Raw genomic sequence first — 25340 nt, 5'->3', positions numbered from 1 at the left:
TTGTTTAAACTTTTTTATTTAAAGTTACCGTTAAGGACTGACTAGTTAAGGACAAATTACCTTACAACGTTTTTAACATGTCTTGCGCGGGTTTGAAATCAGGTTTTGCAGTAATTAACTGATTCAATGTCACTTTTGCATTAGCTTTTTGGCCTAATTTAGTTTGGGTTTCTGCTATTTTCATATCTAAATTGGGGCTATCAATGGCTTTTTGAGCCACTTTCATCAAGGCTAATGATTGTTCAAAATCAAGTGTCGTATCGGCTATTTTTAGGAAGTAGAAGCCATACATTCCAACTAAAGGCATATAATATTGCGCTTGATTATTAGCTAGCGTTTCAAGCGCTGATTTATCACCCGCTATAAATTTGGCTACAACTGCCATCGTTTTATCTTCAATCTCAATTTCAGCGTTAACGGGCGTTAACCCTAAGCTCTTAACTAACGCTGTTGCTACATCGACTGTTGAAGTAGGGTTTTGACCGGTAATTAAACGTCCGTCAATGGCTACATGGCTTAACATGATTGAGCTTGATTGAAAGTTAGCACCGTGTTCAACCAATTTATCTTCAAGCATGAAGTCAAAATCGTTTATCCACTTTTTACCAAACAATTTTTCTTCTTGGTTAGTAAAACTGTTTATCGCTTTATTGGCAACTAAATAACTACCATCTTTTAGTTTTACATTAACTAATGCCGCTGGACCATGACAAACCGCTGCAACAACGCCTTGTTGTTGATAAATTTCAGCGATGACTTTATGCAAGGCAGTGTCTTTAGGTAAATCAAACATCGCACCTTTACCACCAACAACAAAAACTGCATCATAATCTTTTGCATTTATTGAGCGAGTAGTGAGGGTATTATTAAGTTTGGCCATAATAGCTTCATCAACTAATACCTTAGCATTATACGATTTTTCAGGGTTGTAGTTATCGGCTTCAACTTGACCACCTTGAGGGCTGGCGATATCAACGGCAATGCCATTTTCTTTAAAAACAGAGTACGCTTTTGAAAACTCATCAAATTCATAACCTGGTTTTTCGTCACCTTGTTCACTCGTTTGGCCATTACCACTGACGACCATTAATACTTTTTTATTAATGTCAGCGGCGGTTACTGGAGTAACGACAAATATTAAGGTGGCTGCAACCAAAATTGATTGTTTTACATTTTTTATAACGTTCATAATTTTTATAGTTTTCATAAGTTTCTCTCCTAAAGTATGAAGCTAGTTTATTGGAGGGTTTGTGAAATGGATGTGAAAGGATATTTTAAGTTATCAATAAGTAACCTTAACTCTGCTTAATACATATTGTTATAGCTGATTTTCAACCTACTTTATCGGTAAAATCCCTTACAATAGGCCAACTATTGACGCGTAAATTCGGCTTGAATTAAACTAAAATATGAAGCTATAAATACTCTCAACTGTAGAAGCTAAATAAAGATCGAAGAAAATTTAGCTGTACGTTTTATTCATCAAAAAAGTACTCAAACACGTCAAGTAAAGTTAGAACTTGGCCTTACATTAGTGGCAGTTGGCTTGTATTTTAAAGAAAGTGCGGTAATAAAACCCTGTGAAGAGTCAAAGTCTGTAGCACGACAGGATATCTTCCAACATGTTTCGTCAAGCTAGCGCTAAAGAAAGCAGTCTCAACAGTTAACGGTGAGTACCTTGTTATGTCTTAAAGTCACTTTTCTTAACAACAGCTAAAGTGTAATGCAATGATCTTAAATTCATATGTCTACGTATAAAGATTGTATAACTCATAAATAGGTTATCTTATGAATATATTTAGACTAATTAGAAGCTTGATCTTATGTGCTTCAATGGTAAGTATTTTAGGCTGCAACAGTTTACCTGGTATGCACAACAACGGAACAGACAGAACGATTCCTGTTTGGGAACAAACAGCTTCAAAGGGCGCATTAAAAGTAAATCTATTGTGGGCTAAACCAATTGCTAAGGGCCCTCTGCCTACTATTATTGTACATCCTGGAATGCTACAAAACGCCGACGATATGAGGGGAGTACTCATTGATCTTGCTAATCAAGGATTCTTATCTGTAGCTATTGATTATGAAAGACTCATTGATGGTGAATGGGCAGAATCTACTATGCCTTTACGAAAAAAGCATGAGATAGATTTTGTTATGAACCAAGTAATACAGAACCCTTGGGTTGATAAGCTCAATATTGGATTATTAGGTTTTTCATTAGGCGGTGCGCATAGCTTGAAAATAGCGGAGAGTAATCCATTAATAAAAGCGGTAGTTGTTTATTATCCAATGACTGACTTTGTTGGCTGGGCTAAATCATTTGAAAATGATTTAATTTTATCATTCATCGTGAATCAAATTAAATCATCATATTTAGATGAATCTACTAACCATACAAATGCAACACACCTTGACCTTGTCAGTAAATATTCAGCTATAAATTTTACCAATAAAATTCAAGCTTCAGTGCTGGTTATTCATGGTGATGACGACCAAATTGCACCGATAAAATACTCAAAAACATTTGTAAAATCATTACAACTAAGCGGCAATGATCGGTCAAAGTTAATGGTCATCAACAATGGGTCACATGGCTTCAATTTCAAGCGTAGTGAACAATCATTAAATTCATGGTTTACTTCTTTGAACTGGATGAGTGAGCACCTTAGGGCTGTATCACAAGAAAACCCGGTGTTAGTTTCTACTACTAAAGCTGTTTATTAAACAGAGTTCAGGTTAAATAAAGCTTAAAAAATGCTGTTATGAATAATTACAACAGCATACTTGAAGATAATTAATGTAATAAAGGGGTTAGTTATCGGCCATCAATTGTTTCACCGAACTTTTTAAACTATGTCGGCTGGCGTAAATACCTAATAATGTTACTGTGCTCAATATAATGGTCAAGGTAATGAACAAAATCAAAAAATCAGGTTGATAGGGCAGTGAGAACTGAGATTGATAAATTAACATGCCAGTAATGTATGTACCGGCTATCGCGCCTATTGCGATGATTAATGCCGTAATTAGCCATTCAATAATGTTTAGCTGTAGACAGGTTTTTTTTAAAAAACCAAAGCTCATAATAACGCTATTCTTTTTCTTTTCTTTACCTTCAAGGGCATTGATTGAAGACAAAATCACAATAATGGCGAGTAAAATAATCATCACGGCAAAACCACTAATGACTTTTGTGACCATTGCTAAGATAGCATCGAATTGCTTTGTTAATTCTTGTAGCGATACCATGCGGATTGTTGGGTGCTTTTGCCACAATTGACCTAGCAGTGGCCATTGGTCATCATTAAGCTCTAAGCTTGCCATATTGTAGTGAGGCGCGTTGATATGTTGGATCGCCGTTTGGGGCATTTGTACCCAGAATATAATTGACCCCGATCCCGGTTTATAAACATGACTTGCGGTAATAGTGAAGGTATAACTTTGTTGATTAATAATAAAAGTAAGTGTATCGCCAAGGTCCAAACCTAAATCAGTCATCACTTCTTCTTCAAGTGAAATCTGCTGCCATTTTTCAGCGTCTTTTTTCCACCATGTTCCTTGAACCAAGCTGTTAGTCTTTGGAATATCTTGTGTCCAATGAAGGCGGATAGAGTGTGATAACGTCGCTAAGCTATCACTGGGTTTTGTGGTAAATTTATTGAGTGCTTGGTTATTAATTTTTACTACTTTGGCATAGACGTAAGGTTTAGCTTGGCGCAGGTTAATATCATATTCTTTAGACCATTTTTTGATGGCATTCATTTCTACCTGACTCGCTTGTGAAACCATGACATTACCATCATGTGTTCTCTGATATGCTCCCATGGTGTTACCTAAGTCTTTTAAAAACATCAGTGTAAACAATAATAGAAAGGTGCTTAAGCCAATGCCCAATATTTGAGTGCTTTTACTTAATAAGCGCTGTTTCATCATAAAAAAGGTAAAAGGAACTAAGCCAGAAAATTGTTGGGTAGTTTTTTCACCCAAAGTTAACACTACCCAACTAATCGCAACAATTAGTATGATGGTTATTAAGATACTGCTAACCAACATCAAGGTTAATAAGCCATTATCAGAGTAGTTGACGGCCACCAAAACAAGGACGAGTAGGGCACATAGTTTAACTAAACCTAAAGACATACTTTTATGATTTTGATGAAACAACTTAGACACTGATGTTTGGCATAGTGTTAGCCAAACGGGTGAATGAAATACCGCAAAAAGTAATACACTTGTTGCTATCGTTTTAGCCGTAAGCCAAAGTTCTAATTGCCACGTTATTTCGGCAAAGGTTTCAGATAACCAACTTACGACCAACCAATGAAATACGCCAGATAAAAGGGCGACTACAGGTATTAGTACCACTATGTTAATTAGCCATTTGAAAAGTGATAATTGTAAGCCTGTTGCTTTTGACGCACCTAAGCTCATACAAATGGCTGAGAAGTATTGTTCTTTCTTTAAGTGAACTTGCGCTATTTGTTCAATAGCGATAGCGGCCATAAAAAATAAAATAATGGAGGCTAAGCCTAAAAAGTTTTCAGTTCGTTGCCAAAATAAAGCTAACGGATGGGCACCTAATTTATGGTTAATGTGAGCTGCGGGAAGTTGTTCTTGTTGCCAATCAATAAGTTGCTGCACTTGTGATTTTGACGCTGAAATAAGGTAACGATGCTGAATAAGATCTGCTGGAAAAGCCAACTTTTTCATATCACTTTTATTAACCAGTGCTCGCATCGCAACATTATGTCCTTCCATCAACCTATCAGGCTCGTGAATTAACACCTTTGATACGATAAATGTTTGCTCACCTAGTTTGATAACGTCACCAATTGATAGCGTTAAACTGGCTAATAAGCGACTGTCTAACCATATATTACCGGCTAAAGGACCACCATTTGTGACTATTGCTGGGCTTTGCAACGACGTTGACGTGAGTAATTGACCTTGTAAAGGGTAATCATTTCCTACTGCTTTTAATTTTGCACTTTGCCATTTTCCATTAAATGTCAGTGTGGTATTAATCTGCGATGTATTAACCACTTTGTCACTGAAGTTTTCTAATAAGGTTAGTTGTTTAGTTGTTAACTTGTTTTTTTGAGTTAGCACCGCATCAGCGCCCAAGAGGTTCTGCAGGTTACCCTGTAGGTAATGTTGAATGGTATTACTTGATAAGGTTAAAGTGACAATAAAAATCATTAAAATGGCTTGTACCCAGCGCAATAATTTTTGATGAGGTTGGCTATATTCTTGTTGGAAATAATACCAAGCTAGTTGTAGCTGATGTTTTAACATGATGCTACCTGCTTTTCTTCATCTTGTTGTTTGTTAACTGAGTTGGTCGATGATGTTTTAGTCAACTCGCCATTGGCAAGGCAATAGATATTCTGCGCTTTACTCGCAAGGTCACTGCTGTGAGTCACAATAATTAAACCGGCGTTGTTCTCTTTGCAGCAGGCAAATAAAATATCAGCAATTTCATTGGCATTGTGTTGGTCTAAATTACCTGTTGGCTCATCGGCAAATATAAACTTAGGTGAAAAGACTAACGCACGCGCTATGGCAACTCGTTGTTGTTCTCCGCCACTTAATTGTGAGGGTTTATGATTAGCTCTATCGGACAATCCTACTTTTTCTAGCCAGTGTTTAGCTTTTTTAATTGCCTGTTTATCACCACGTAATTTCAAAGGTAAAGCAATATTGTGTAACGCTGTTAACTCAGGTAATAAATGAAATTGTTGAAAAATAAAACCGATTTCTGAACGTAAATTATCAAGTGATGAACTGTGATTATCGTTTATCTGTTTGTCGTTAAGGTAAGTACCTTGACCTGATGTTGGCTTTTCTAATCCAGAAAGTAGCATAAGTAAACTCGATTTACCGGCACCGGAAGGGCCTGTTATGGCATATGATTGTCCTTGGTGTATTGATAAATCGAGATTTTCAAATAACGTAATAGTTGAAGCATTAACTTTAGAAGCAATACTTGCAGAAGAAATGTTTTCAAATGATTGAGAAACGCTTTTTAATTCAATTGAACAAGGCATAAAGTTGCACCACAATAATATTTCGTGATGCTATCGTAGTTAACTGTCTGTGAAACGAATGTGAAACACTACGTTCACTTAAATATTCAAGTAGAAGCTAATTTTATGTTTTTACATTTTCTGGTTGTACAACTTTTATTTCACACTTGGGTAGCCAGCGCTTTAATGCCTCTTGCAACTTATTTGGATTGACCGGTTTAGAGATGAAATCATCCATTCCTATAGATAGACACTTCTGTCTATCTCCTTGCATTGAATTAGCGGTCATGGCAATTATTGGTATCTCGCGATTAAGTACCTTTGATTCGGGAAGGCGAATTTTTTGCGTAGCTTCATAACCATCCATTACCGGCATTTGACAATCCATGAGCACTAAATCAAACGGGAGATTTTCTAAAGATTTTAATGCTTCTTCTCCATTAGCCGCTATATCAACTTGTATACCAAACTTTTTTAATAAACCTTGAGCGACTTTCTGATTAACTGCATTATCCTCAACTACCAGTACTCTTGCTTTGAATTGAGGAAGTTTCCGAGCACTGTATGCTGTGATCAGTGGTTGTTCTGTGGAGTTAACCCCTGCTATTGTCATTAAAGCATTGTAGAGAATAGACTGATCGATAGGTTTATTCAGGTATCCATTAAATCCACTCGCTTTTAATTTTTCAGCGTCTCCACGTTGTCCTTGTGATGTCAGCATCATTAAACGGATCTTTGGAAAAAGGCGACTATTATCTTTAATCTTAGTCGCCAGTTGAAGCCCATTCATTTCAGGCATTTGCATATCTAAGATGGCGATATGATAAGGAACCCCTTTCTCAGCAGCTTCGGTTAGTTTTTGTAAAGCTCGAGGACCACTATCTACCAAGGTATGTTCAACTTGCCACTTTGTAAGGATCAAGCCTAACAAAGTCCGGTTAGTAAAATTATCATCTACGACAAGTATTTTTTGATGTTGTAAGTTGTCATAAACTTGCTTTGGTGGCGGGTTATTGGCATTGGCAATCTTTAATGTGAACCAAAATGTTGAACCTTCGCCTTCAACACTTTTTATGCCTATTTCACCACCCATTAATTCAACTAATTGTTTACTGATAGATAGACCTAAGCCGGTACCGCCATATTTACGGGTAGTTGAGCCATCTGCCTGACTGAAGCGTTCAAAAAGTTTGTTTTTTTGTTCACCAGTAAGACCAATGCCTGTATCCGATATCTCAAAGAGTAGTTGTGCACCTTGAGTAGTCTGCTCTTGCACTTCACAATATACTGAAACCTCGCCTTGTTCGGTAAATTTGATGGCATTACCAACCAAGTTATTAAGTATTTGTCGTATACGGCCAGGATCAGCGATAAACGACCGACTAGGCATAATGTTAGCGGGGCAAATCAGCTCTAGTTTTTTATCATGAGCCTGAAAAGCAAAGGTACTACCAAGGTCGTGCAACAGCAGCTCCAAATCAAACTCAAGCGGTTCAAGATCTAACATACCGGCTTCAATTTTTGAAAAATCAAGAATATCGTTAATAATAGTCAGTAGTGATTCAGCACTGTTTTTTACGGTTTTGGCAAAATTTAGCTGCTCTGGATTTAACGATGTATCAAGTAATAGGTTAGTCATGCCTATCACGCCATTCATCGGCGTTCGAATTTCGTGACTCATATTAGCTAAAAAATCATTCTTTGATTCATTGGCAACATCGGCTTGTTTTTTTGCTTCAGCTAAGCGAGTAATAGTTACTTTTTGATGGGTAATATCGGTACTAATATAAGTGTACCCAAGCAATTCATCTATATTATTGTATAGTGGGACAATAGTAGTATCTACCCAATAGAGTTGGCCACGTTTGGCTTTGTTGCAGACTTCTCCCTGCCAAAAATCCCCTTTAGAAATCTCTAACAACATGTTGCACCAATAATTTTTTGACTGATTTTTAGCGTTTAAAATACTATTGTTTGCACCAATGAGTTCTTCACGGCGATAACCACTGATATCACAAAATTTATCATTTACGTAATTGATAATACTTTTATTATTAGTTGTGTATACGAGTGAATGTTGATCCATGGCTGATTTTTGTACCATTAAATCTTGTTGAGCTATAATGCGTTTTTCTTCATTTATAGCTCGCGCATTAATTTCTATTTTAAGTCTTTTGTTCATACGGAAAAAAATGAAAATGGTCAATATTAGCAATGAAATTATCGGCAGTGCCCAAACAATAATGGTTGATAATTTGGTACCTGATTGTACGTGTACCGATAACCAATTATTGGCAATAGAAGACATTTGTTTTTCATTCATCGCAGCAAAAGTTTTGTTTAAAATGGGGATGAGTGGCTCAAGTCCTTTTCGAACCGCCATGGATAATTCAAGTTTATAGGGCGTAAATGCAGTGACAATAACATTGCTAATTTTACTTTTACTCATTTCATAATTAATCGCTGCAATAGAATCAACAAAAGCATCTATTTCTCCTGACTGCAATTTTTTAATTCCATCTTTAACCGTAACTACATCTACTATATTTATATCTGGGTAATCTCGATGAATGAGTTCATTATAAATATAGCCTTTAATAAGGCCCAATTTCCTACCATTTAGTGATGATAAACTTTCAGCATAAAACCCTTCTCTTTTACTCAAAATAACTAATGAAATTTCAAAATATGGTTTAGTAAAACTGATGTTTTTTGCTCTTACTTTTGTATAAAAAATTGAAGACATGACATCAATATTGCCCAGTTCGAATTCTTTCAGCGCTTCGCCCCAAGTTATGCCTAATGTAGGTTTTAAATTTATTTGTAGTTGTTGTTGTGCATACTTCATGTAATCAGCCGAAATACCGCTATGTTTACCCTGTCCATCATTAAATTCAAAGGGGGCCCATGTAGCATCGGTACCTAAACTGAATGAATGATGTTGCGACAGCCACTTTTTTTCAGCGCCGGTTAAACCAGCAGCAGTAGATAATTTATGGAAAAAGGGTTTTAGGGTAGGTAACCATTTATTTTCTAATTCAATAATCTTATTCACAGGAATATTTTCGATACCTGCATTGATTTTAGCTAATAATCCAGGTTGTTCTTTTGCTATAAGACCGAACACATTATTAGAAACAAGTACTTCATCAGAAATAGTGAATACGCCGCTTAATCCCTGCTTGGCAATTTCTGCAAAGGCCCGAGGTAATTCAGCCACAACAGCCTGGACTTCGTTGTCTAACAACTGATTGAGGGCATCATCAAAATTTTTAAAGGTGGATCGCTCGAGATAAGTGAAATGCTCCCTAAGATAGGACTCTTGAAAGCTAGAATGTTGACTCGATATTTTTATATCATTTAATTCGCTAAGTTTAGAGCTTTTATTAATTGAGCTGTTATAAATGACACCCGTCTGTACATTATGTATAGGTAAAGAGAAATCGGCCCATTGTTCACGTTCTTTATTCCTAAAAAGACCCGCATGTAGCGTATTTTTTTGTCTTATTAACTGTAAACCTTCTTCAAACGGCACCACTACAAAATGTATGGGAATATTATTTGTTTTAGACCAGAGTTGCCAAAATTCTACATAGAGTCCACTCGGAGTGCCATCCGGTAGGTTGAAGCTAAAGGGTAAGTCATTTTCAGTCGCTACTATGGTAAGAATGCCTGACTGCTCTTGGCTCTGCTCTTCTGACAACAGTGGGGCACTGCGGAAAAGTACAGAAGTTAATAGCAGATAAAAGGCAATTTTTAATTTCATATGCTTCATATTAGTATAATTTATTCAATTTGTTCTCTTTGTTCTCTTTGTTTTTATTTCAAGACTTTACTGAGATATTCATCCCATTTAACTCCATATTCTCAGAATGACTGCTTACATATAAATAAAGCTAAAACCATTTCACCTTTATTTCACACAAAGAAGAATAGAGTTTGCTTTTAATATCCTATGAGTCAAAAACATGAAGAAGAAATATTACTTGCTACTAATCTGCTTTGGAGCCGCTTTTAATAGTATTGCAGCGGAAAATACTACTGAAGATCTTGTATCGCTTAAGGAGAAAATAAATTTCGCTATTCTAAAAGTTGAACAGACAGATAGGGCGCTTTGGTCTTATCAAATTTCTCGCTATGAAGACGAAGAAGGAGACATATCAAGCAGTATTGAGCTGCATTCCCCACAAGCAAGTGAACCATGGTCCCTTGAACAAATTAATGGTCAGCTACCGACACAAAAACAAATAAAGAATTTTGCAAAGAAAAAGTTAAATAAAGAGAACAAAAAAAATAAGGGAAATGATCAAGAAGAGAATATACAACTACCGTTACGTCAGCTAATTAATGAAGAAAGTCTGTATTTAATTTCTATTGACCAAAAACAGATTGTGATGGGATTTAACGTTTATTTGCATAAACTGGGAAAAGATTCCAATGGTAAGCTACAAGGAAAGTTAGTTTATCAAAAAGAAAAACAATTCATTGAAAAAATATCGATTTGGAATAACGCTGATTTCTCGCCTATGTTTACCGCTAATATTACAGATTTAACGCTAACGTTTACCTTTTTAAATATTAATGGCGCAATACTCGTTAAGAAAAATGAAATGAAGATGAAAGGTAGTTTTGCTTACTTCACTGAAATAAACGAAACATCCCAAGATGACTTTTCAGGTTATTTATATCAAAGTGAATGAATACAAATAGTTGGAGTATAACGCGTTACCTTTACATAAAGGTGAATAGGTGATTACTCGGATAGTTTATTTTTAGAAATCTAAGACTCTAATGAGGATGGATTTTTAAAATGTTTACTGTCCACAATAAGAGTGACGGAGGATAATTTTATTTTGGCTTATTAAAATAATGCTTGAATGGCATCTGATACCGTTGAAAAGTGAATTTTAGTAAGGCATAACTCGGCTTTATTGAACTCGTTGGCGCGAATTAAATACGTTACTTCATCGACAGTTAAAATCCGCTCTGTTTTGATTAACGTTAGTTGTTCAGGTATTAGCTGCCCTGAGACTGATTCAATTAAATAGCACAAACCAGCAGAGTCTATAACGTAGTCATCATCACTAAAGATTAGTTCTTGGCACTCTGAATTAAAATCTTGTTCAGAGGCTAAACAAATAAGCTCATCATCACCCTCGAGCTTTAAAATACATGGCCAATAAATCATAAATTAGTCTTATTAAATACTACGACCATTACCGTCGTTGTTAGTTTTCTCGTTGCTCTGTCCATTAGAACATTTAAAAATATCATTTAGTTTGCTTCGTTTGCTTAGTCTTATGATTCTTTGTTCTGTAGGCATCGCCCTCTAGGCTCATCACCTTCATGAAGTACCGTGTCAGAATGGAGGAATTGTGCAGCTTCTGCTGAATCTTTCACCTTAGAAGCACTGCGAGCTAACATTTCAGTTTCGAAGTCAGTTAATACACTGTGCCTGACTCCCGCTTTCCGCCATTGTGAACGGGGTCTACACTCTATTGAAATCTTTCGAGCCAATGCTAGTGCATCGAGTAATGCTTGATTCGCGCCTTGTCCTTTAAAAGGACTCATGGGGTGAGCCGCATCGCCTATCAGCGTTGTTTGTGTTCCTTTTTCTAATAACTCTGACTCGAGTAGTGCGCGGTCGTACACAGGATAACCAGAAACTTGGGCTTCAAGGGTCGCTGCTAAAATTTGTGGAATAGGATCGTGCCACTGACACCGTTGTAACGCTGCATCTTTAAGCGCTTTTGGTCCTAGAGCACTCAAGGCTTTTGCCTCCTCTTCGGGCATGGGGAAGCTAAGCTGCCACATTACCGAATCTGATGCATAAGGCATCATGTAAATACGCTCATGGCCATTGGCCGTTTGAAATACCGTAGCCGAGTCAAGCAAAGAACTTTCAAGTCCGTCGAGATCTGCTAAAGGGCAAATACCCAAGATCACAATGCAACCTAAGTAACGTAGAGGGCTTGTCTCGTCACCAATCAGTAATTTTCGGACAGTACTGCGAATACCATCGGCGCCAACTATCAAATCTGCCTTGGCACTTTTAATTTTTCCATCAACTTGAAAATTAAGGGCAACAGCACTCCCTTGGCATTCATCACTACTTTCTTTATCACTCTCCTTGAAACTGACTAACTGGTGTCCCCACTGCACTGCATTATGTCCACCAAGTTCTTCAAGCAAAGCTAAGCGCAAAGACTGTCGGGCGATATGAATATTAGTACGCTTGGGTGTCTTTATCGCATCAGATTGCAGCCATTTTCTGATGCCCCATTCACCTATCACTTTTCCGTCGGTGGTATGAACCACATGCCGTGTTGAAATCAGGCCGTTTTCTAACGATAAAATACCCAATGCCTCAATGGCTTTACTCGCTTGTTGCAAGGTAAGTCCATAACCTTGAGAGCGAGCATCAAAGCCACTATCGCGTTCATAAAGTGTAAAAGGAATACCGCGATGCAGACAAGCAACAGCGAGAGCAACGCCACCAATACCGCCACCGATAATAGCAACATGTGGGTAACTTTCTTTATCCGCTACAGGGTAGGTCACAGATTGAATCAAACCGGTACCGTGACAGTTCAAGCAATCGTAGAGGTGACCTTTTGGTCGAATAGGGGCTGGACCTTCGTTCTTCGTTTTTTCAAAGTGATCCAACTGTCTTTGGTAGCTCAGTCGAACCTTCTTACGAAGTCTCATTCTTTTTTTTCCTTGGCCCTGACATTCCAGGCAAGGAGTCCAGTTATCCTGTTCACTTTTCAACGCTTCACTACCTTTTTATTTGCTCAGATTTTTACTTGTTCTATGAGATATATTTTAACTGATACAAGGGATGCTAACCTAATAGTAAAATGGTGATTATGTCTTTTATTATTGATAAGCCACATTATTTCGAACTCATTGAACATTTTTTCATACACCATTGATTGGTCAGTGATGAAATTACGTTATTTCAGCGTGATGACTTCAATTCAATTAAACCTCAATGAGTGGTAAATATGGAAGGAGGGTTTGTAATGTTCATCTAAAACAGGCGACTATAGTTGTATAATTCAAATGAAGTAGTGTTTCTCAAGTCTTATTTAAAAAGACTCACTTGATTCTTACCATTTGCTTTGGATTGATACATTGCCTTGTCAGCATTAATGATTGATTGTTTTGTATCACCGTTTAAAAGGGCAATACCAAATGATGCAGTAACTTTGATTTTTTCAGAATATTCATTATCAGATATTAGCTTGCTGAGTCTTTCGATGACTGGCTGTGCTGTTTCCATATCAGTATCGGGCAAGCACAGTAAAAATTCTTCTCCACCATGCCTCGAAGCGCAATCGCTTTCTCTTATAGAGGCTCTAAGTACATCAGAAAATTCACGAAGGATCTGGTCACCCGTATCATGTCCAAATGTATCATTGACCTCCTTAAAATTATCTAAGTCTATCAAAACTAGGCTAGTCTTTGTTTCCTTACGGTTTACTCGAGATAGTTCATGTATCAAAATAGGCTGAAAAGCTCTTCGGTTCAGGAGCTTGGTTAGGGGATCAAATTGATATTGTGCTGAAATTACCTCGGTTGCAAGTTTCCACAATAATTCAAAAAACATATCATTTTGAGCTAGAAAATTTTCATAATGATCAATGTCAATTTTACCCGTATCTTTAAACTGGCTAGATAGCAATACTGCTATGGATTGAAGTTGGTTATGAAGCGCCTCAATTTTATTCATGTCGTCATTATTTTTGAACTCTTCTCCTATAAAAGAGCGAAAAAAATTATTATGAAGAGGCAGTTTTGAATGGTTCAATACTACATTTTTACTATTTTTAAAAATTAAAATCTGGTTGATTTCTCTGATAAAGCGTATGTGATCGGAAAGCATTGCTTTAATCGTTGTCGCTAATTCTTTAGAAGTTTCTAGGTCTAAATTTCTAATGATATGTTCAATCACAACTCTGCTCCAACAAACAACTACATCGTTTAAAGTGTAGTTGATAAACATAGACAACATAAACAACAGAATCAAACCATTTAAACTTGATGCTTATGGGTAAATTTAGACCACGTTGTGTTGTAGATGACAAGCTAACGGAAAAATCATTAAGCGATTAAATATCTTGTTCACAGCATTAAAAATATTGCTATTAATCAAGGTTTTTACATATTCCCGTCATTTTTCTCACTAAAAAATTAAATCATCTCCTTATTTGTTCATATATAACTATAGTTACAGTAATCATTTACAGATGGCCGACTAAAAATGTATAAAAACAAGGACAGTATTAACATTCTTATTTGCGATGACTCCGTTACTAATACACTTATTCTAAGTACTTTTTTAAACAGTGAAGGATATGTAAATACAACTATCCTTAACGATCCAGAACAAGTTTCTCCCACTTTATCTGCAGGTAATTATCACTGTTTGTTCTTAGATATTGAAATGCCAAAAATGAATGGTTTTCAAGTGATGAATGAAATAATAGGAAATAATATTGTTGACGAGTTTTTTCCTATTATTGTTATGACAGGTCTACAAACCCCTGAAACTAGAAATAGAGCCCTTGCAGAAGGCGCATCAGATTTTATTACTAAGCCATTTGACCAAACTGAAGCTTTACTGCGTTTTGAAAATGTAATGAAAATTTACTTTGCTTACAGTTACAAATCGCAAGCTAACATAAAGCTAACTGAATTGACTGAGCAACGTACAAAGGAGCTTTTGATTGCCAGTGAAATACTCATTGACCGCTTAGCCAAGGCTGGCGAATACAAAGACAGTGAAACGGGCCAGCATGTCTTACGTGTTGGTCAATATGCTAAAGTGCTTGCTGAGGCTTTATACTTTCCATCAGAGTTGTGTTTTTTAATTGAAAAATCGGCACCTTTGCATGACCTCGGTAAAATTGGTATCTCTGACGCGATATTGCTGAAAAAAGGCAAGTTGACAGTAGAAGAGATGGAAGAGATGAAAGAGCACACAAAAATTGGTGCCAATTTGTTGGAAGGTCAGGATTCTCTACTCATTAAAATGGCTGCATCAATTGCGCTTTCACACCACGAAAATTGGGACGGTTCGGGTTATCCATATGGCTTGAGAGGAGAAGCTATTCCAATTGAAGGTAGGATAACGGCCATAGCTGATGTATTTGATGCACTGACTACCAAAAGACCTTATAAAGATGCTTGGAGTATAGAAAAAACGGTAGCAGAGATAAAGTCATTAGCAGGCATTAAATTCGACCAAAATTTGGTCGATTTATTTCTTGCTAATTTAGATAAATTTGAAAGTATAAGACAAGATTTAGCTGACCCAATAGAAAACCAAAAGGTCAGAGTTACTGGCTGATAACAGCTAAGGTAAACACATCAAAAAGGTGAGCCTAAAGTTGAACGAGGTTCATTCTTTCGCTCTTCGTTTTATCAACTGAAAATAACTCGACTTTCTCAACGTAGTTGATCATTTTATCTGAGTTAACGCGCAAGAATTACGTCAGTTTTTGGAATACAACTACACATTAAAATATAATCTTCTTTCATTTCTGCTTCGGTTAAACCGTCGGTTGATAGTTGTTCTACTTGGCCTTTAACAAGCTTTACTTTACAGCGACCACACATGCCGGCTCTGCATGAATAAGGCAATATCAAACCCGCCTTTTCACCTTGATCCAATATAGTTTGTTGGTTGTCACCTTTGTGAGTTTTATTCCAAGAATCAAATTTAATAGAAACTTTTTTCTTATTTTCTCGTGAAACTGTTTTTGGTGTTGTGTTCAAGGGGATTGAAAACGTAGGAGCTGCTTTTTTCTTAATAATGGTAATCGTATCGGTTAATTTAATTTGCCCCTGATTAAGCGGGATTAAATTTTGTCCAAAAAGAATTTCGCCTTTTAAATCACCATCTGCAGCTTGTCGATACGTTTTTAAACTAGTTATCGGCTCTTGATGTATGTCTTTAATAGCTGTTTCTGGATTGATGGTAGTAAATATACAACGTGTACACGGCTTTCTTAATTCGAATTCTACTTCTCCTATGCGTATATGTTGCCAAGTATCTTCTGCAAAAGCGTCACAATTATCGATGACTAAATTAGGTCGAAATTGATTCATGGTAATTGTTGTTGAGCAACGCTTATTCAAGTCATCCAATGACGCTTGAGAAATTAACAATAGCGGGTAACCGTCAGCAAAAGCCAGCTGATTTGTACGGTTACTTGTATCCGGGACTTTGCGGGTTGATAATTCACCAAAATGTAATAATTGACATGGACGCTTTAAATAACGGCTAAACCACTGATGATGTTCAGTATTACCTTGTTGAGCATTAATATTATCATCCCAGACAAAAACGGTTTGATAAAGTTCTGTCAGTTGATGATAATTAATCACCAGTTTTGGCATATCAGGCGCAGTTAGCACTAAGCCAGTTGCTGTTATATTCGCTTGTATCAAACAGAGTGTTGGCTCCGTACGTGCGGTAATAAACTGACCTTTATCATCAGACAGTACAAACCTTCGATCAAAACTAAGACCTAATTCATCAACCCAACTGTTTGACACTTGGATGCCGGCGGAAGATTTTAATGGATAAACACTGATTTGTGATAATTGCATGCTAGAAGTCATATTAGTGAGATAGTTTCAGTAGTGGATTTAAGTAAAGCCAGTCTTATTTAGCGAATAGTATTACATTAAATAGGTAGGTTGTCGTTATAGAGTTATGATTTTATACGAGAAATATCAATGAAGAAAACAAAATGATATTACAGTTATACAACAATAACTATAGGGTGTTTATAAACCTTTTAAGCTAGAACTTAATACAATAGTATTACTACACCTAAACAGAAATATTAAGTAACACTAGGCTGGCAAGTGTTTTTCTAAACTTGGTCATTACTCTAGGAAATAGTCGGTCAAGGCGACAGGTTTCTCTTTGTAATTCAGCTAATAACGAGGGATTATTTTTGTCATTTATTATCGAGCCAATTAAGTTAACCTTTTTTAGTTTCAGTTTTTCAATACTTTCTTGTATCAAGTTTGTTGGTGTTGTTCCTGCTTCAATGACAAGTAGCGCGCCTTCACATACTTCACAAATGATTTCAGCAGGTATATTGCTTTGGTTGAGGGAGGTTAATGCGGAGGTATCAAAGATAATACAATCAAAATCAACCAGCCATTGTTTGATTGATTCAAGTAACAAATGACTTTCTCGATATTGTAAAACATCACGGATACTTTGTGGGGCAGGTAGTAGACTATAACCTTTATCTTCTACAGCAATGATCTCATTTGAAGTGACAGGGCTTGTTATAGACATGCGTAAGGCTTCAGATAAAACAGGATTAAAGGTATTCATTTCAACCAGTAACACTTTTTTACCAACCACTTGTGTTCGTTCGACAATAGCCTGCGCCACCGTGGTTTTTCCTTCTCCCGCTTTAGCAGACGTGATCGCTACGGTTCTATAACCTGCACCAATAGTCTGGTTATAAATGGCTTCTACTTCGGCATAATGAATGGGTAATTCTTGCATATTATAGTCCTCCAACAATGGCAACAAGCGACACGACACTCAGCATATCTTTGACATTAGCCATAAATACATTCCAATTACTCTGGGATACATCAGGAACAAAAATTGTATCACCCACACGTACCAGTGGTAACTTAGTGAAATCAGGATGTTCAATAAATTTTTCTAAATCAAAAACGTGACTGACATTTTCTTCTGACTTGCTTCGAGAAATATTGACCACCATGATTTTTTCTAAATAAGCCGATTCGGTAGGGCCACCTGATTCAGCGAGAAGATCTAAAATTGTCATGTCTGCACTAAATTTATAACGACCTGGTTTTTCTACCGCTCCTATGATTCGCACCGTTTGTTCTTTTTTATTGTCTATCCATGGCTTGTCTCTTTCTGGTACGTAAATTGTGTCACCTGATTTTACTTGTGGCAATAAGGTTTCATCGCCTGTTTCAAAGTACAAACCTAAATCAAGGGTGCTAACTTTACTCTGAAAACCATTACGGTGAGTAATTTTTATGTTATGAATATCTGCATGCTGATTTGGTCCATCAGCGGCTGAAAGTATATCTAAAATATGTAGTTTATTATTAAACGCGTATCGTCCTGCTTGGCCTACTTGGCCAAAAACATAAATGGATGACTCTTGAGATTGACGTAACCAACGTGCTTTATTATCGATAACATCACGTGGACGTTCACTGATAATAATAGTATCTCCAGCTCCTACTTTAGGTAACAAAGAGAAGTCGCCACCTTCCGTGATAAAGCTATCTAAATCGAAAGGTTCCATTCGTTTTGTCTGTCCTTTCTTGAGGACTCTTACTTGAGACATATCTGCATCTTGAGTGGGTCCACCAGCATGAGCTAAAATATCAAGGAAGCTCATTTCATCACCCCATTCATATCGGCCTGGCTTTTTCACCGCACCTATCACTCTTATTGCTCTGTCAGGCGTGATCTTTAGCCAAGACTTTTCATTCATATCAGTTTTTTCTGGGACAAAAATAGCATCACCTGGAGATACTGTCGGGATAGCGACTTGCGTTAATCCTTCTGTATAAGCTTGAAGATCAAAAGCATCAACTTTGCCTGTGGTGCGTAGGATCCTAATTTTTCTCGACTCGGCAAAGCGAGTAGGGCCTCCGGCATTAGCTAAAATATCAAAAAACTTAGTACCTGCAGGCGCTTCATATGCGCCAGGTTTAAACACTTCACCCATAACATAAATTGTGCGTAAACCACTTTTAACTTCTTCTTCTTGGATAGGAATAAATAGGGTTGATCCAGGGGTGATCTTAGGCATATGAGACGCATCACCAGTATCTAAATAGGTTTTTAAATCAAACAACTCAGGTGTGCCATTGTTAATCACCCGAATATGTTCAACTCCAGCATAACGCGTAACACCACCCGCTCTCATCAACATATCGACAACAGTATTGCCTTTTTTGAAAGAGAAAACACCGGGTTTCAGTACTTCACCGAAGACTTTAATTGCGGTTCCTACTTCTGAGCCATCACCACTAGCAGATAAGGTTGCTGCATCAAAGTCCATTTGTACATTACCAATTAAGGGCGAGGCGGGTACAAAGATGACATCTAAAGGCTCTATAGTAGGTAATATTGAAAAATCACCAGTGTCCAAATATTTTTTATAATCGAAGATAGTTACTTTACCTTGTCGATTTAATTGTATTCTGTCGAGTTGAGCCCCCGCTACAGCACCACCGGCTTTTTGTAATGCCATTTGTATGTTGCCGCCTTGTGGTAAATCTATCATGCCAGGGACTTTAACAAAGCCTAACACCTGAATAGGTACACGTCTTTCAACTAAGTAAACTTTGAAATTGTTGATGGCACGATACTCTTCACCTAAGAGTTTCGCTAGATCTTCATTTGCTTGTGTCAATGTTTTACCGACAATTGAAACGTTACCTACTTCGGGTAATTTTAACGTACCATCGCGTTTTACTTGAAAGGTCTTTTCAAAATCTATTTCACCGGGGATTTCAATTTGTAGTACATCACCAGGGCGTATTATAATTTCAGCTGATAGCGCATTATTCATAACAAATATACAACTCAGCATTGCTATTAATAATTTGAACATGGTCAACTCCCTAGATGTTACTTTTGCCGCTGGTATCTAAAAGTAAAGTGATTGATGTATAACGATTAAACGCCCTTGAAACATCATTTATCTCTACTTCCCTGATATTTTCTTCACCCTTACTTTTTAAAATGATTTGTGAAGATTCAATACCTTTATCAGTAAAATACTGTGCAACGCTTTGCGCTCTTCTTTTACTGAGTTGACTGTTATATACAGTGCTGCCTTTACTATCGGTATGTCCGCTGATAAGTAATGTGGAATTTGGATAACTTTTAATTAATTCAACCAGCTTGTTTAGCGAAGGGTAATATATTGGTTTTATTTCATCTTGATTAAAATCATGCAGTGTTTCAGTAATTAATAGGTGATTTTGTTCAAGTATCTCTTTTTCTATTTTTTTTGTAACGACTTGCGGTTTTATTGCTGTTTTAGCGATTGTTGAGTTGTCACATTGATTGAAGTCACCTTCATCGTACCATCGTTTAAGCACTACTTTTTGATTTGAATAGCTACAACCCAATTGCCCCTTTATATACTGATTAATGCAGTGGATTTTACGTATTTGTCGGTCAAAATCGATTAATGTTATAAAAGCATCTTTTTCCATTTCGGCATTATGTTCTGCTGTTGCACGTGTTAAATAAGATTGTGCAATAGCTAATTGACCTGAGATACACCGTTTAGACTCTTGTAGTTCTAATGACAACAGTTGAGACTCAGCGTTGGCAATATAAATGTGCATTTGTTCTTTGTCGAAATTTGCTGAATTTTCAATATCAGTAAATATATGATCATTGTGACTAGTTGTTTTTGATGTACTACATGCTGATAATGCCATGACAGCACATAGCGACACCAAAACAGCTTGAGTATTCATTAGCTGGCAACTTGCAAAATGTTTGATGTTTCGAAGTAACAGTCAACATTTGCGTAACAATTGATTGTTTTATCTAAAAATAGCATTTGAAACAGCTCTAGGGGCTGTTGTGTTAAACCGGTTACGGAGACACTAAAACCTTTAGCCACCATTCTTTTATATAAAAAAACGATTGCACCAATGCCTGATGAGTCGATAAACGGTACTTGTTCGAGGTCGAAGATAATATTGCTACTATATTTACTGTACGCTTCGATATCATCTTTCATGACCTTTACCGTATCGGCATCAAAGTTTCCGTGGAGTTTAATAATAAAATCGTTATTTATTTTATAAGTTTCATTTAACATAACAAACCCACCTTTTAAGTTAATACACAGTAGGTTTTGCAATGTTCGCGCCAAAAATAATATAACCAAATATCAATTACTTATATTTATGGTGTTCACTTGGACAATGAGAGTAAAGGTTAAATGCAAATTGCGAATCGCAAGATGCAAATTAGGAACAGGTATAAAGGTTTTTCTGCAACCGATGTTTTAGCAGACAAACAAATCATATTTTAGACATTAAAAAAGCCGATAATAATTATTTATTATCGGCTTTTTCTTTTTACTGTTATCAAGTAATGGTCTTACCTGAAGCAACTAGTAACTTTCGTTATGAACGCTCAGCACAGCGCGACCCGACGGATCGGCGTTGTTTTGAAAACTCTCATCCCAGGCGAGTGCTTCTTCTGTACTACAGGCTACAGATTTTCCGCCTATAACACACTCAGCGGCAGACGCTAACGGGAATCTTTCTTCAAAAATACAGCGGTAGTAATAGCCTTCTTTACTATCCGGTGTATTTACCGGAAATCTAAAGCTAGCACTTTCAAGTTGTTGATCAGTCACTTGTGCTTCAACATGAACTTTTAAGCCGTCAATCCACGAATAACCAACACCATCAGAAAATTGCTCTTTTTGTCGCCATAAAATCTCTTTAGGTAAATAACCTTCAAATGATTCGCGTAAAATTGCTTTTTCCATTTTGCCATTGCCACAGAGTTTATCTTCAGGATTGATGCGCATAGCAACATCCATAAAGTTTTTATCTAAAAATGGTACTCTGGCTTCAATGCCCCAAGCAGACATGGACTTGTTAGCGCGTAAACAATCAAATTTATGCAGTCTATCTAACTTACGGTTTAATTCTTCATGAAATTCTTGTGCATTTGGCGCTTTGTGGAAATACAAATAGCCACCAAAGATTTCATCTGCACCTTCACCAGAAAGTACCATTTTAATGCCCATCGCTTTGATTTTACGTGCCATTAAGTACATTGGCGTAGAAGCGCGGATAGTTGTTACATCGTAGGTTTCTAAATGGTAAATCACTTCTTTAAGCGCGTCGATACCTTCTTGCTCAGTAAAAACAATGCTGTGGTGAATAGTACCAATACTATCAGCGACGGTTTGAGCAGCAATTAAATCAGGAGCGCCTTCCAGACCACAAGCAAATGAATGTACTTTTGGCCACCAGGCTTCTGCTAAATCGTTATCTTCAATTCTGCGTGCAGCAAATTTTTGCGTAATAGCTGAAATTAATGAAGAATCTAAGCCACCCGATAATAAGACACCGTAGGGTACATCGGTCATTAAATGACTCTTAACAGACTCTTCTAATGCTTCGCGGATTTTAGTGGTACTGGTAGTATTGTCTTTAATCGCAGCATACTCTTGCCAGTTACGTTTATAATACTGTTGTAATTTACCAACTCGGCTATCTAAAATGTGACCAGGAGGAAATTCAGAAACTGTTTTACAAATTGGCATTAGTGCTTTCATTTCTGAAGCAACGTAAAAGTTACCATCACTATCATAGCCAGTGTATAAAGGAATAATACCAATATGATCACGGGCAATTAAATAGCTATTATCTGCGGCGTTATATAAACAAAAAGCAAACATACCTTGAAGTTTATCAACAAACTCAACACCAAACTCTTCATATAAAGGTAAGATAACTTCACAATCAGATGCAGTTTGAAAAGTATAATCAACGTTTAAGTTACTGGCTAATGCCTTATGGTTATAAATTTCACCATTAACTGCGAGTACATTGCTTTTATCACCATTGTATAACGGTTGCGCGCCATGCTCAGTATCAACAATTGATAAGCGCTCATGCACTAATATTGCATTATCGTTGTGATAAATACCTGACCAATCAGGTCCGCGGTGACGTAAAAGACGAGAATATTCTAACGCTTTTGGACGAAGTGCATCAGCACCTGTTTTTATATCTAATATACCAAAGATTGAACACATTGAAGCGCTACTCCTTTAATTATTGTTTGAATTGAATTGTGGACTGAATACAATTATTACTGTTAATCAGTAATGATGAATAACTATTCAGCCTGTACACAGTGCCACGTTATAGAAAAAAATCAATACCCATAAGTAAAGTTTTTACACTAAATGATATAAGCGACAATAACATTAACTCTGTTACGTTGAGTAACACTAATACTTTGTAGTGTTTTTGAGCAGGCTAGAATGACAGTGTAGCTATATCTAGCACTTACTTCTTACGCCTTTAAATATAAAGTCACCTAAGAAAGATGTATTAAAGAAAGTCTCACATTTAATCTAAATTATTCACATTATTTAAAATCTCTTCAGCCATTAATTATATTCAGTTAGGAGCCGAAACAGATTAACTAATTGATGTAATATGATTATAATTCATCGAGAGATATGTTTTTACACAATGAGTTGCAAGGAATTAGGCTTTATGAGTTCAATTAACATTAAAAATTTACTTCTGCTAGTGGGCTGTTTATCGATCTCATCATGTAGTTTGTTAGATACTCACCAAGTAAATGAAATATCTGAGCAAGTAAAAATTTATGATGATTATGAACAAGTGCAGAAATGTCGTTATCTGGGCGAGTTAGTTGGCTCTGAAGGCAGCTGGTATACTTTCTTTTTTATCTCTAATACTGATTTGACCCTTGCGAGTATTGCGGATTTAAAAAATAAAGCTATTAGCATAGGTGCTAATAGTATTCATATAGAAGACCATATGGGTTTTAGTACATCAGTGACTTTTTTAGGGCATGCTTATGAATGCCCTCAATCATAAATTGGTATTAATCACCATAATAACTGATTAAGTTGAAAGCAATACCGACTTCTCTTCTAAAGTCATTTAGCTGATTAAACTCAATAAAAGGCTCAACTTCAAAGTACATCCAGGATTTATAAAGAAGATTTCTATAACGTGTTGATACAACGTAGTTTTCATTAGCAATATCAAGCTTATTATTACTTTTATTATATTGCACCCCAGTGACTAATATTTGGTCTCGACCTGTGCTTTTTATATGAAAGAAACCCACTTTTCGACGCGATCTTGACTCGTTTTGTAGCTTTTGCCAACTTGCAGATAAAGAAAAGTAACTCTTTTCAAGTGGGTAGTTAATAACGCCTTTAACACTGGGTCCCCAACCGTCTTGTAAGAAGTAATCGAGCCTAGGTTGTAATCTAAAAGCAACGTCTTTTATGTGCCAATTAAATTGTATTTCACTACGAAGATATAACTGCTTTCGACTCACACCTAGTCTGTTTTTTATTTGCCATTTTTCATTAAATTGCTTTACGTATTGAAGTGCAACGTTTACACCTGACTGGTCAGTAGGGGAGTTATCGGTTTCATAATCGAGTAAGAGTTCATCTTCATCATCATTATCGATAATTAAAGCCAGCCTGTCGTTCCACTCAGGTAAATTAAAATAGACTTTAAATTTTGCATCTACGTCATCTAAATCACCTGTGCGAGGCAGCCAAGATAATTGTAAATAGCCGTTAGCAGAAGCATTGTCAGTTTTATTAGTCGAATTTTTTTTGTCACTTTCATTGCTCTCAGCAGTGTTACTATCGCCAATATTGTCTAACCATGATGCGGTATTTTGCATCATGGTATTGAGCTTACTTTGCAGGAGGTCGGCTTTAGGGCGTTCTGCAACAACAGACTCACCTGCAATACTGCACAAGGGGAATATGAGTAAACAGTAAATGAGTGACTTGATTGATGCCATTGGATATTTGCTAGTTATATAGATAATTATATTCGTTATTAAGCTCAACAGATAATATCACTTTCAGTTTAACTGCCCATCACATTATGGTGACATTGCACGTAAAGGGTATTGACATTACTACCGCCATTTACATTACCATAAAAGTCAGAACTAGCAAAAATACCAGAACGATGATGTACAGACCAACCCAAGTAACACTCTTTAAGTTTTGGCACTTTAAATACGTCACCAATACTGACATCAATACTCCAATCTATATAATTGAGGAATTTAGACGCGGAACGATTTTTTGCTTCAACATGTTCTCCTTCAACAAAGGGTACTTTAGCTGCGTAAGATACTCCTTCCGCGATCCCGATACGGGTTTTGATAGTATCAGACCAAGGGAATTTCGAGAAATACGCTTTAAAACCTAATACATATTCATTAAAATTATCTTGAAATCCTTTTTCAAAACGTCTTACGTAACCACCAGTAACATAGGCATCAAGGGGTAACCACATAAAGTTATCTGCTATTTTTTTACCGACAAATACACTAGCCAATCCTGTGCCACGCTCTTCAGGTTTAAACATGTTTTGAAAACGTACCAGTTGATTAAAGGTTGTCTCGGTATGGCGCCCAGCGGCTACTCGCCAATACCATTCACCCTTTGTTAAATCTTTGGTGATACTGCCATTTACATAAGGATT

The 25340-nt window shown here is 36.7% G+C and carries 19 protein-coding genes; 4 read left to right on the top strand and 15 right to left on the bottom strand.

Annotated features, from left to right (window positions below; genetic code table 11):
• Positions 1–61 precede the first annotated feature (61 nt).
• Positions 62–1207, bottom strand: coding sequence for a type 1 glutamine amidotransferase domain-containing protein (locus CXF85_RS22330; RefSeq protein ID WP_232771308.1), 1146 nt, complete (start codon positions 1205–1207; stop codon positions 62–64).
• 581 nt (positions 1208–1788) lie between these two features.
• Between CXF85_RS22330 and CXF85_RS22325 the strand changes: the two genes are divergently transcribed.
• Positions 1789–2727, top strand: a complete 939-nt coding sequence (locus tag CXF85_RS22325) for an alpha/beta hydrolase family protein (protein WP_101230851.1) — start codon at positions 1789–1791, stop codon at positions 2725–2727.
• Between the two features lie 87 nt (positions 2728–2814).
• On the opposite strand, the gene CXF85_RS22320 is transcribed toward CXF85_RS22325, so the two are convergent.
• The 3 genes from CXF85_RS22320 to CXF85_RS22310 all read right to left on the bottom strand — a co-directional run bounded on the left by CXF85_RS22320 (position 2815) and on the right by CXF85_RS22310 (position 9795).
• Positions 2815–5298, bottom strand: coding sequence for an ABC transporter permease (locus CXF85_RS22320; protein WP_101230850.1), 2484 nt, complete (start codon positions 5296–5298; stop codon positions 2815–2817).
• A complete protein-coding gene (locus tag CXF85_RS22315) occupies positions 5292–6050 on the bottom strand; it encodes an ABC transporter ATP-binding protein (RefSeq protein WP_101230849.1) in 759 nt (252 codons plus the stop codon). Before CXF85_RS22315 ends, CXF85_RS22320 begins: the two co-directional genes overlap by 7 nt.
• A gap of 103 nt (positions 6051–6153) precedes the next feature.
• Positions 6154–9795 (bottom strand): response regulator, encoded by a 3642-nt coding sequence (locus tag CXF85_RS22310; RefSeq protein WP_198555739.1) that lies wholly within the window; start codon positions 9793–9795, stop codon positions 6154–6156.
• A 202-nt stretch (positions 9796–9997) separates the two neighbouring features.
• Between CXF85_RS22310 and CXF85_RS22305 the strand changes: the two genes are divergently transcribed.
• Positions 9998–10729, top strand: coding sequence for a hypothetical protein (locus CXF85_RS22305; protein WP_101230847.1), 732 nt, complete (start codon positions 9998–10000; stop codon positions 10727–10729).
• A gap of 161 nt (positions 10730–10890) precedes the next feature.
• Here the strand turns inward: CXF85_RS22305 and CXF85_RS22300 are convergent, their stop codons facing one another.
• From CXF85_RS22300 to CXF85_RS22290, 3 genes are all read right to left on the bottom strand, one after another.
• Entirely contained in the window at positions 10891–11217 is a 327-nt protein-coding gene (locus CXF85_RS22300) for a DUF4144 domain-containing protein (RefSeq protein WP_101230846.1), read from the bottom strand.
• A 110-nt stretch (positions 11218–11327) separates the two neighbouring features.
• Positions 11328–12737 (bottom strand): FAD-dependent oxidoreductase, encoded by a 1410-nt coding sequence (locus CXF85_RS22295; RefSeq protein WP_232771307.1) that lies wholly within the window; start codon positions 12735–12737, stop codon positions 11328–11330.
• 379 nt (positions 12738–13116) lie between these two features.
• Positions 13117–13986 carry a GGDEF domain-containing protein gene (locus CXF85_RS22290; RefSeq protein ID WP_157829167.1) on the bottom strand — a complete coding sequence of 290 codons (870 nt, stop codon included), beginning with the start codon at positions 13984–13986 and terminating at the stop codon, positions 13117–13119.
• Between the two features lie 309 nt (positions 13987–14295).
• On the opposite strand from CXF85_RS22290, the gene CXF85_RS22285 reads away from it, so the two are divergent.
• Positions 14296–15384 carry an HD domain-containing phosphohydrolase gene (locus CXF85_RS22285; RefSeq protein WP_101230843.1) on the top strand — a complete coding sequence of 363 codons (1089 nt, stop codon included), beginning with the start codon at positions 14296–14298 and terminating at the stop codon, positions 15382–15384.
• Between the two features lie 125 nt (positions 15385–15509).
• On the opposite strand, the gene CXF85_RS23360 is transcribed toward CXF85_RS22285, so the two are convergent.
• The 6 genes from CXF85_RS23360 to asnB all read right to left on the bottom strand — a co-directional run bounded on the left by CXF85_RS23360 (position 15510) and on the right by asnB (position 22870).
• Entirely contained in the window at positions 15510–16649 is a 1140-nt protein-coding gene (locus CXF85_RS23360) for a YcbX family protein (RefSeq protein ID WP_198555738.1), read from the bottom strand.
• 226 nt (positions 16650–16875) lie between these two features.
• Entirely contained in the window at positions 16876–17571 is a 696-nt protein-coding gene (locus CXF85_RS22275) for a tyrosine-protein kinase family protein (RefSeq protein WP_101230841.1), read from the bottom strand.
• 1 nt (position 17572) lies between these two features.
• Positions 17573–19678 (bottom strand): SLBB domain-containing protein, encoded by a 2106-nt coding sequence (locus tag CXF85_RS22270; protein WP_101230840.1) that lies wholly within the window; start codon positions 19676–19678, stop codon positions 17573–17575.
• A 10-nt stretch (positions 19679–19688) separates the two neighbouring features.
• On the bottom strand, positions 19689–20558 hold the full coding sequence (locus CXF85_RS22265) for an OmpA family protein (protein WP_101230839.1): 870 nt from the start codon (positions 20556–20558) through the stop codon (positions 19689–19691).
• Positions 20558–20908 carry an STAS domain-containing protein gene (locus CXF85_RS22260; protein WP_101230838.1) on the bottom strand — a complete coding sequence of 117 codons (351 nt, stop codon included), beginning with the start codon at positions 20906–20908 and terminating at the stop codon, positions 20558–20560. The genes CXF85_RS22265 and CXF85_RS22260 overlap by 1 nt, the downstream gene beginning before the upstream one ends.
• Positions 20909–21205: 297 nt before the next feature.
• Positions 21206–22870, bottom strand: coding sequence for an asparagine synthase B (asnB, locus tag CXF85_RS22255; protein ID WP_101230837.1), 1665 nt, complete (start codon positions 22868–22870; stop codon positions 21206–21208).
• 469 nt (positions 22871–23339) lie between these two features.
• Between asnB and CXF85_RS22250 the strand changes: the two genes are divergently transcribed.
• Entirely contained in the window at positions 23340–23690 is a 351-nt protein-coding gene (locus CXF85_RS22250; protein WP_232771306.1) for a DUF4156 domain-containing protein, read from the top strand.
• A 7-nt stretch (positions 23691–23697) separates the two neighbouring features.
• Here the strand turns inward: CXF85_RS22250 and CXF85_RS22245 are convergent, their stop codons facing one another.
• Positions 23698–24645 carry a hypothetical protein gene (locus CXF85_RS22245; RefSeq protein ID WP_101230836.1) on the bottom strand — a complete coding sequence of 316 codons (948 nt, stop codon included), beginning with the start codon at positions 24643–24645 and terminating at the stop codon, positions 23698–23700.
• Positions 24646–24713: 68 nt separating this feature from the next.
• The gene (locus CXF85_RS22890) at positions 24714–25223 is read right to left on the bottom strand and encodes a hypothetical protein (RefSeq protein ID WP_157829166.1); all 510 of its coding nucleotides are present in this window, start codon (positions 25221–25223) and stop codon (positions 24714–24716) included.
• Positions 25224–25340: the final 117 nt, after the last annotated feature.

The sequence above is a fragment of the Colwellia sp. 75C3 genome, assembly GCF_002836255.1.
Taxonomy (GTDB): Bacteria; Pseudomonadota; Gammaproteobacteria; order Enterobacterales; family Alteromonadaceae; genus Colwellia.
This window is presented reverse-complemented; position numbering and strand designations above follow the sequence as displayed.

Bases quoted from the DNA above. Each gene is read 5' to 3' on its own strand.
- CXF85_RS22250 (WP_232771306.1), top strand. From the start codon at position 23,340: ATGAGTTCAATTAACATTAAAAATTTACTTCTGCTAGTGGGCTGTTTA.
- CXF85_RS22295 (WP_232771307.1), bottom strand. From the start codon at position 12,737: ATGAGACTTCGTAAGAAGGTTCGACTGAGCTACCAAAGACAGTTGGAT.
- CXF85_RS22330 (WP_232771308.1), bottom strand. From the start codon at position 1,207: ATGAAAACTATAAAAATTATGAACGTTATAAAAAATGTAAAACAATCA.
- CXF85_RS22325 (WP_101230851.1), top strand. From the start codon at position 1,789: ATGAATATATTTAGACTAATTAGAAGCTTGATCTTATGTGCTTCAATG.
- CXF85_RS22305 (WP_101230847.1), top strand. From the start codon at position 9,998: ATGAAGAAGAAATATTACTTGCTACTAATCTGCTTTGGAGCCGCTTTT.
- CXF85_RS23360 (WP_198555738.1), bottom strand. From the start codon at position 16,649: ATGCAATTATCACAAATCAGTGTTTATCCATTAAAATCTTCCGCCGGC.
- CXF85_RS22320 (WP_101230850.1), bottom strand. From the start codon at position 5,298: ATGTTAAAACATCAGCTACAACTAGCTTGGTATTATTTCCAACAAGAA.
- CXF85_RS22260 (WP_101230838.1), bottom strand. From the start codon at position 20,908: ATGTTAAATGAAACTTATAAAATAAATAACGATTTTATTATTAAACTC.
- CXF85_RS22285 (WP_101230843.1), top strand. From the start codon at position 14,296: ATGTATAAAAACAAGGACAGTATTAACATTCTTATTTGCGATGACTCC.
- CXF85_RS22270 (WP_101230840.1), bottom strand. From the start codon at position 19,678: ATGTTCAAATTATTAATAGCAATGCTGAGTTGTATATTTGTTATGAAT.
- CXF85_RS22265 (WP_101230839.1), bottom strand. From the start codon at position 20,558: ATGAATACTCAAGCTGTTTTGGTGTCGCTATGTGCTGTCATGGCATTA.
- CXF85_RS22275 (WP_101230841.1), bottom strand. From the start codon at position 17,571: ATGCAAGAATTACCCATTCATTATGCCGAAGTAGAAGCCATTTATAAC.
- CXF85_RS22315 (WP_101230849.1), bottom strand. From the start codon at position 6,050: ATGCCTTGTTCAATTGAATTAAAAAGCGTTTCTCAATCATTTGAAAAC.
- asnB (WP_101230837.1), bottom strand. From the start codon at position 22,870: ATGTGTTCAATCTTTGGTATATTAGATATAAAAACAGGTGCTGATGCA.
- CXF85_RS22245 (WP_101230836.1), bottom strand. From the start codon at position 24,645: ATGGCATCAATCAAGTCACTCATTTACTGTTTACTCATATTCCCCTTG.
- CXF85_RS22890 (WP_157829166.1), bottom strand. From the start codon at position 25,223: ATGTTTAAACCTGAAGAGCGTGGCACAGGATTGGCTAGTGTATTTGTC.
- CXF85_RS22310 (WP_198555739.1), bottom strand. From the start codon at position 9,795: ATGAAATTAAAAATTGCCTTTTATCTGCTATTAACTTCTGTACTTTTC.
- CXF85_RS22300 (WP_101230846.1), bottom strand. From the start codon at position 11,217: ATGATTTATTGGCCATGTATTTTAAAGCTCGAGGGTGATGATGAGCTT.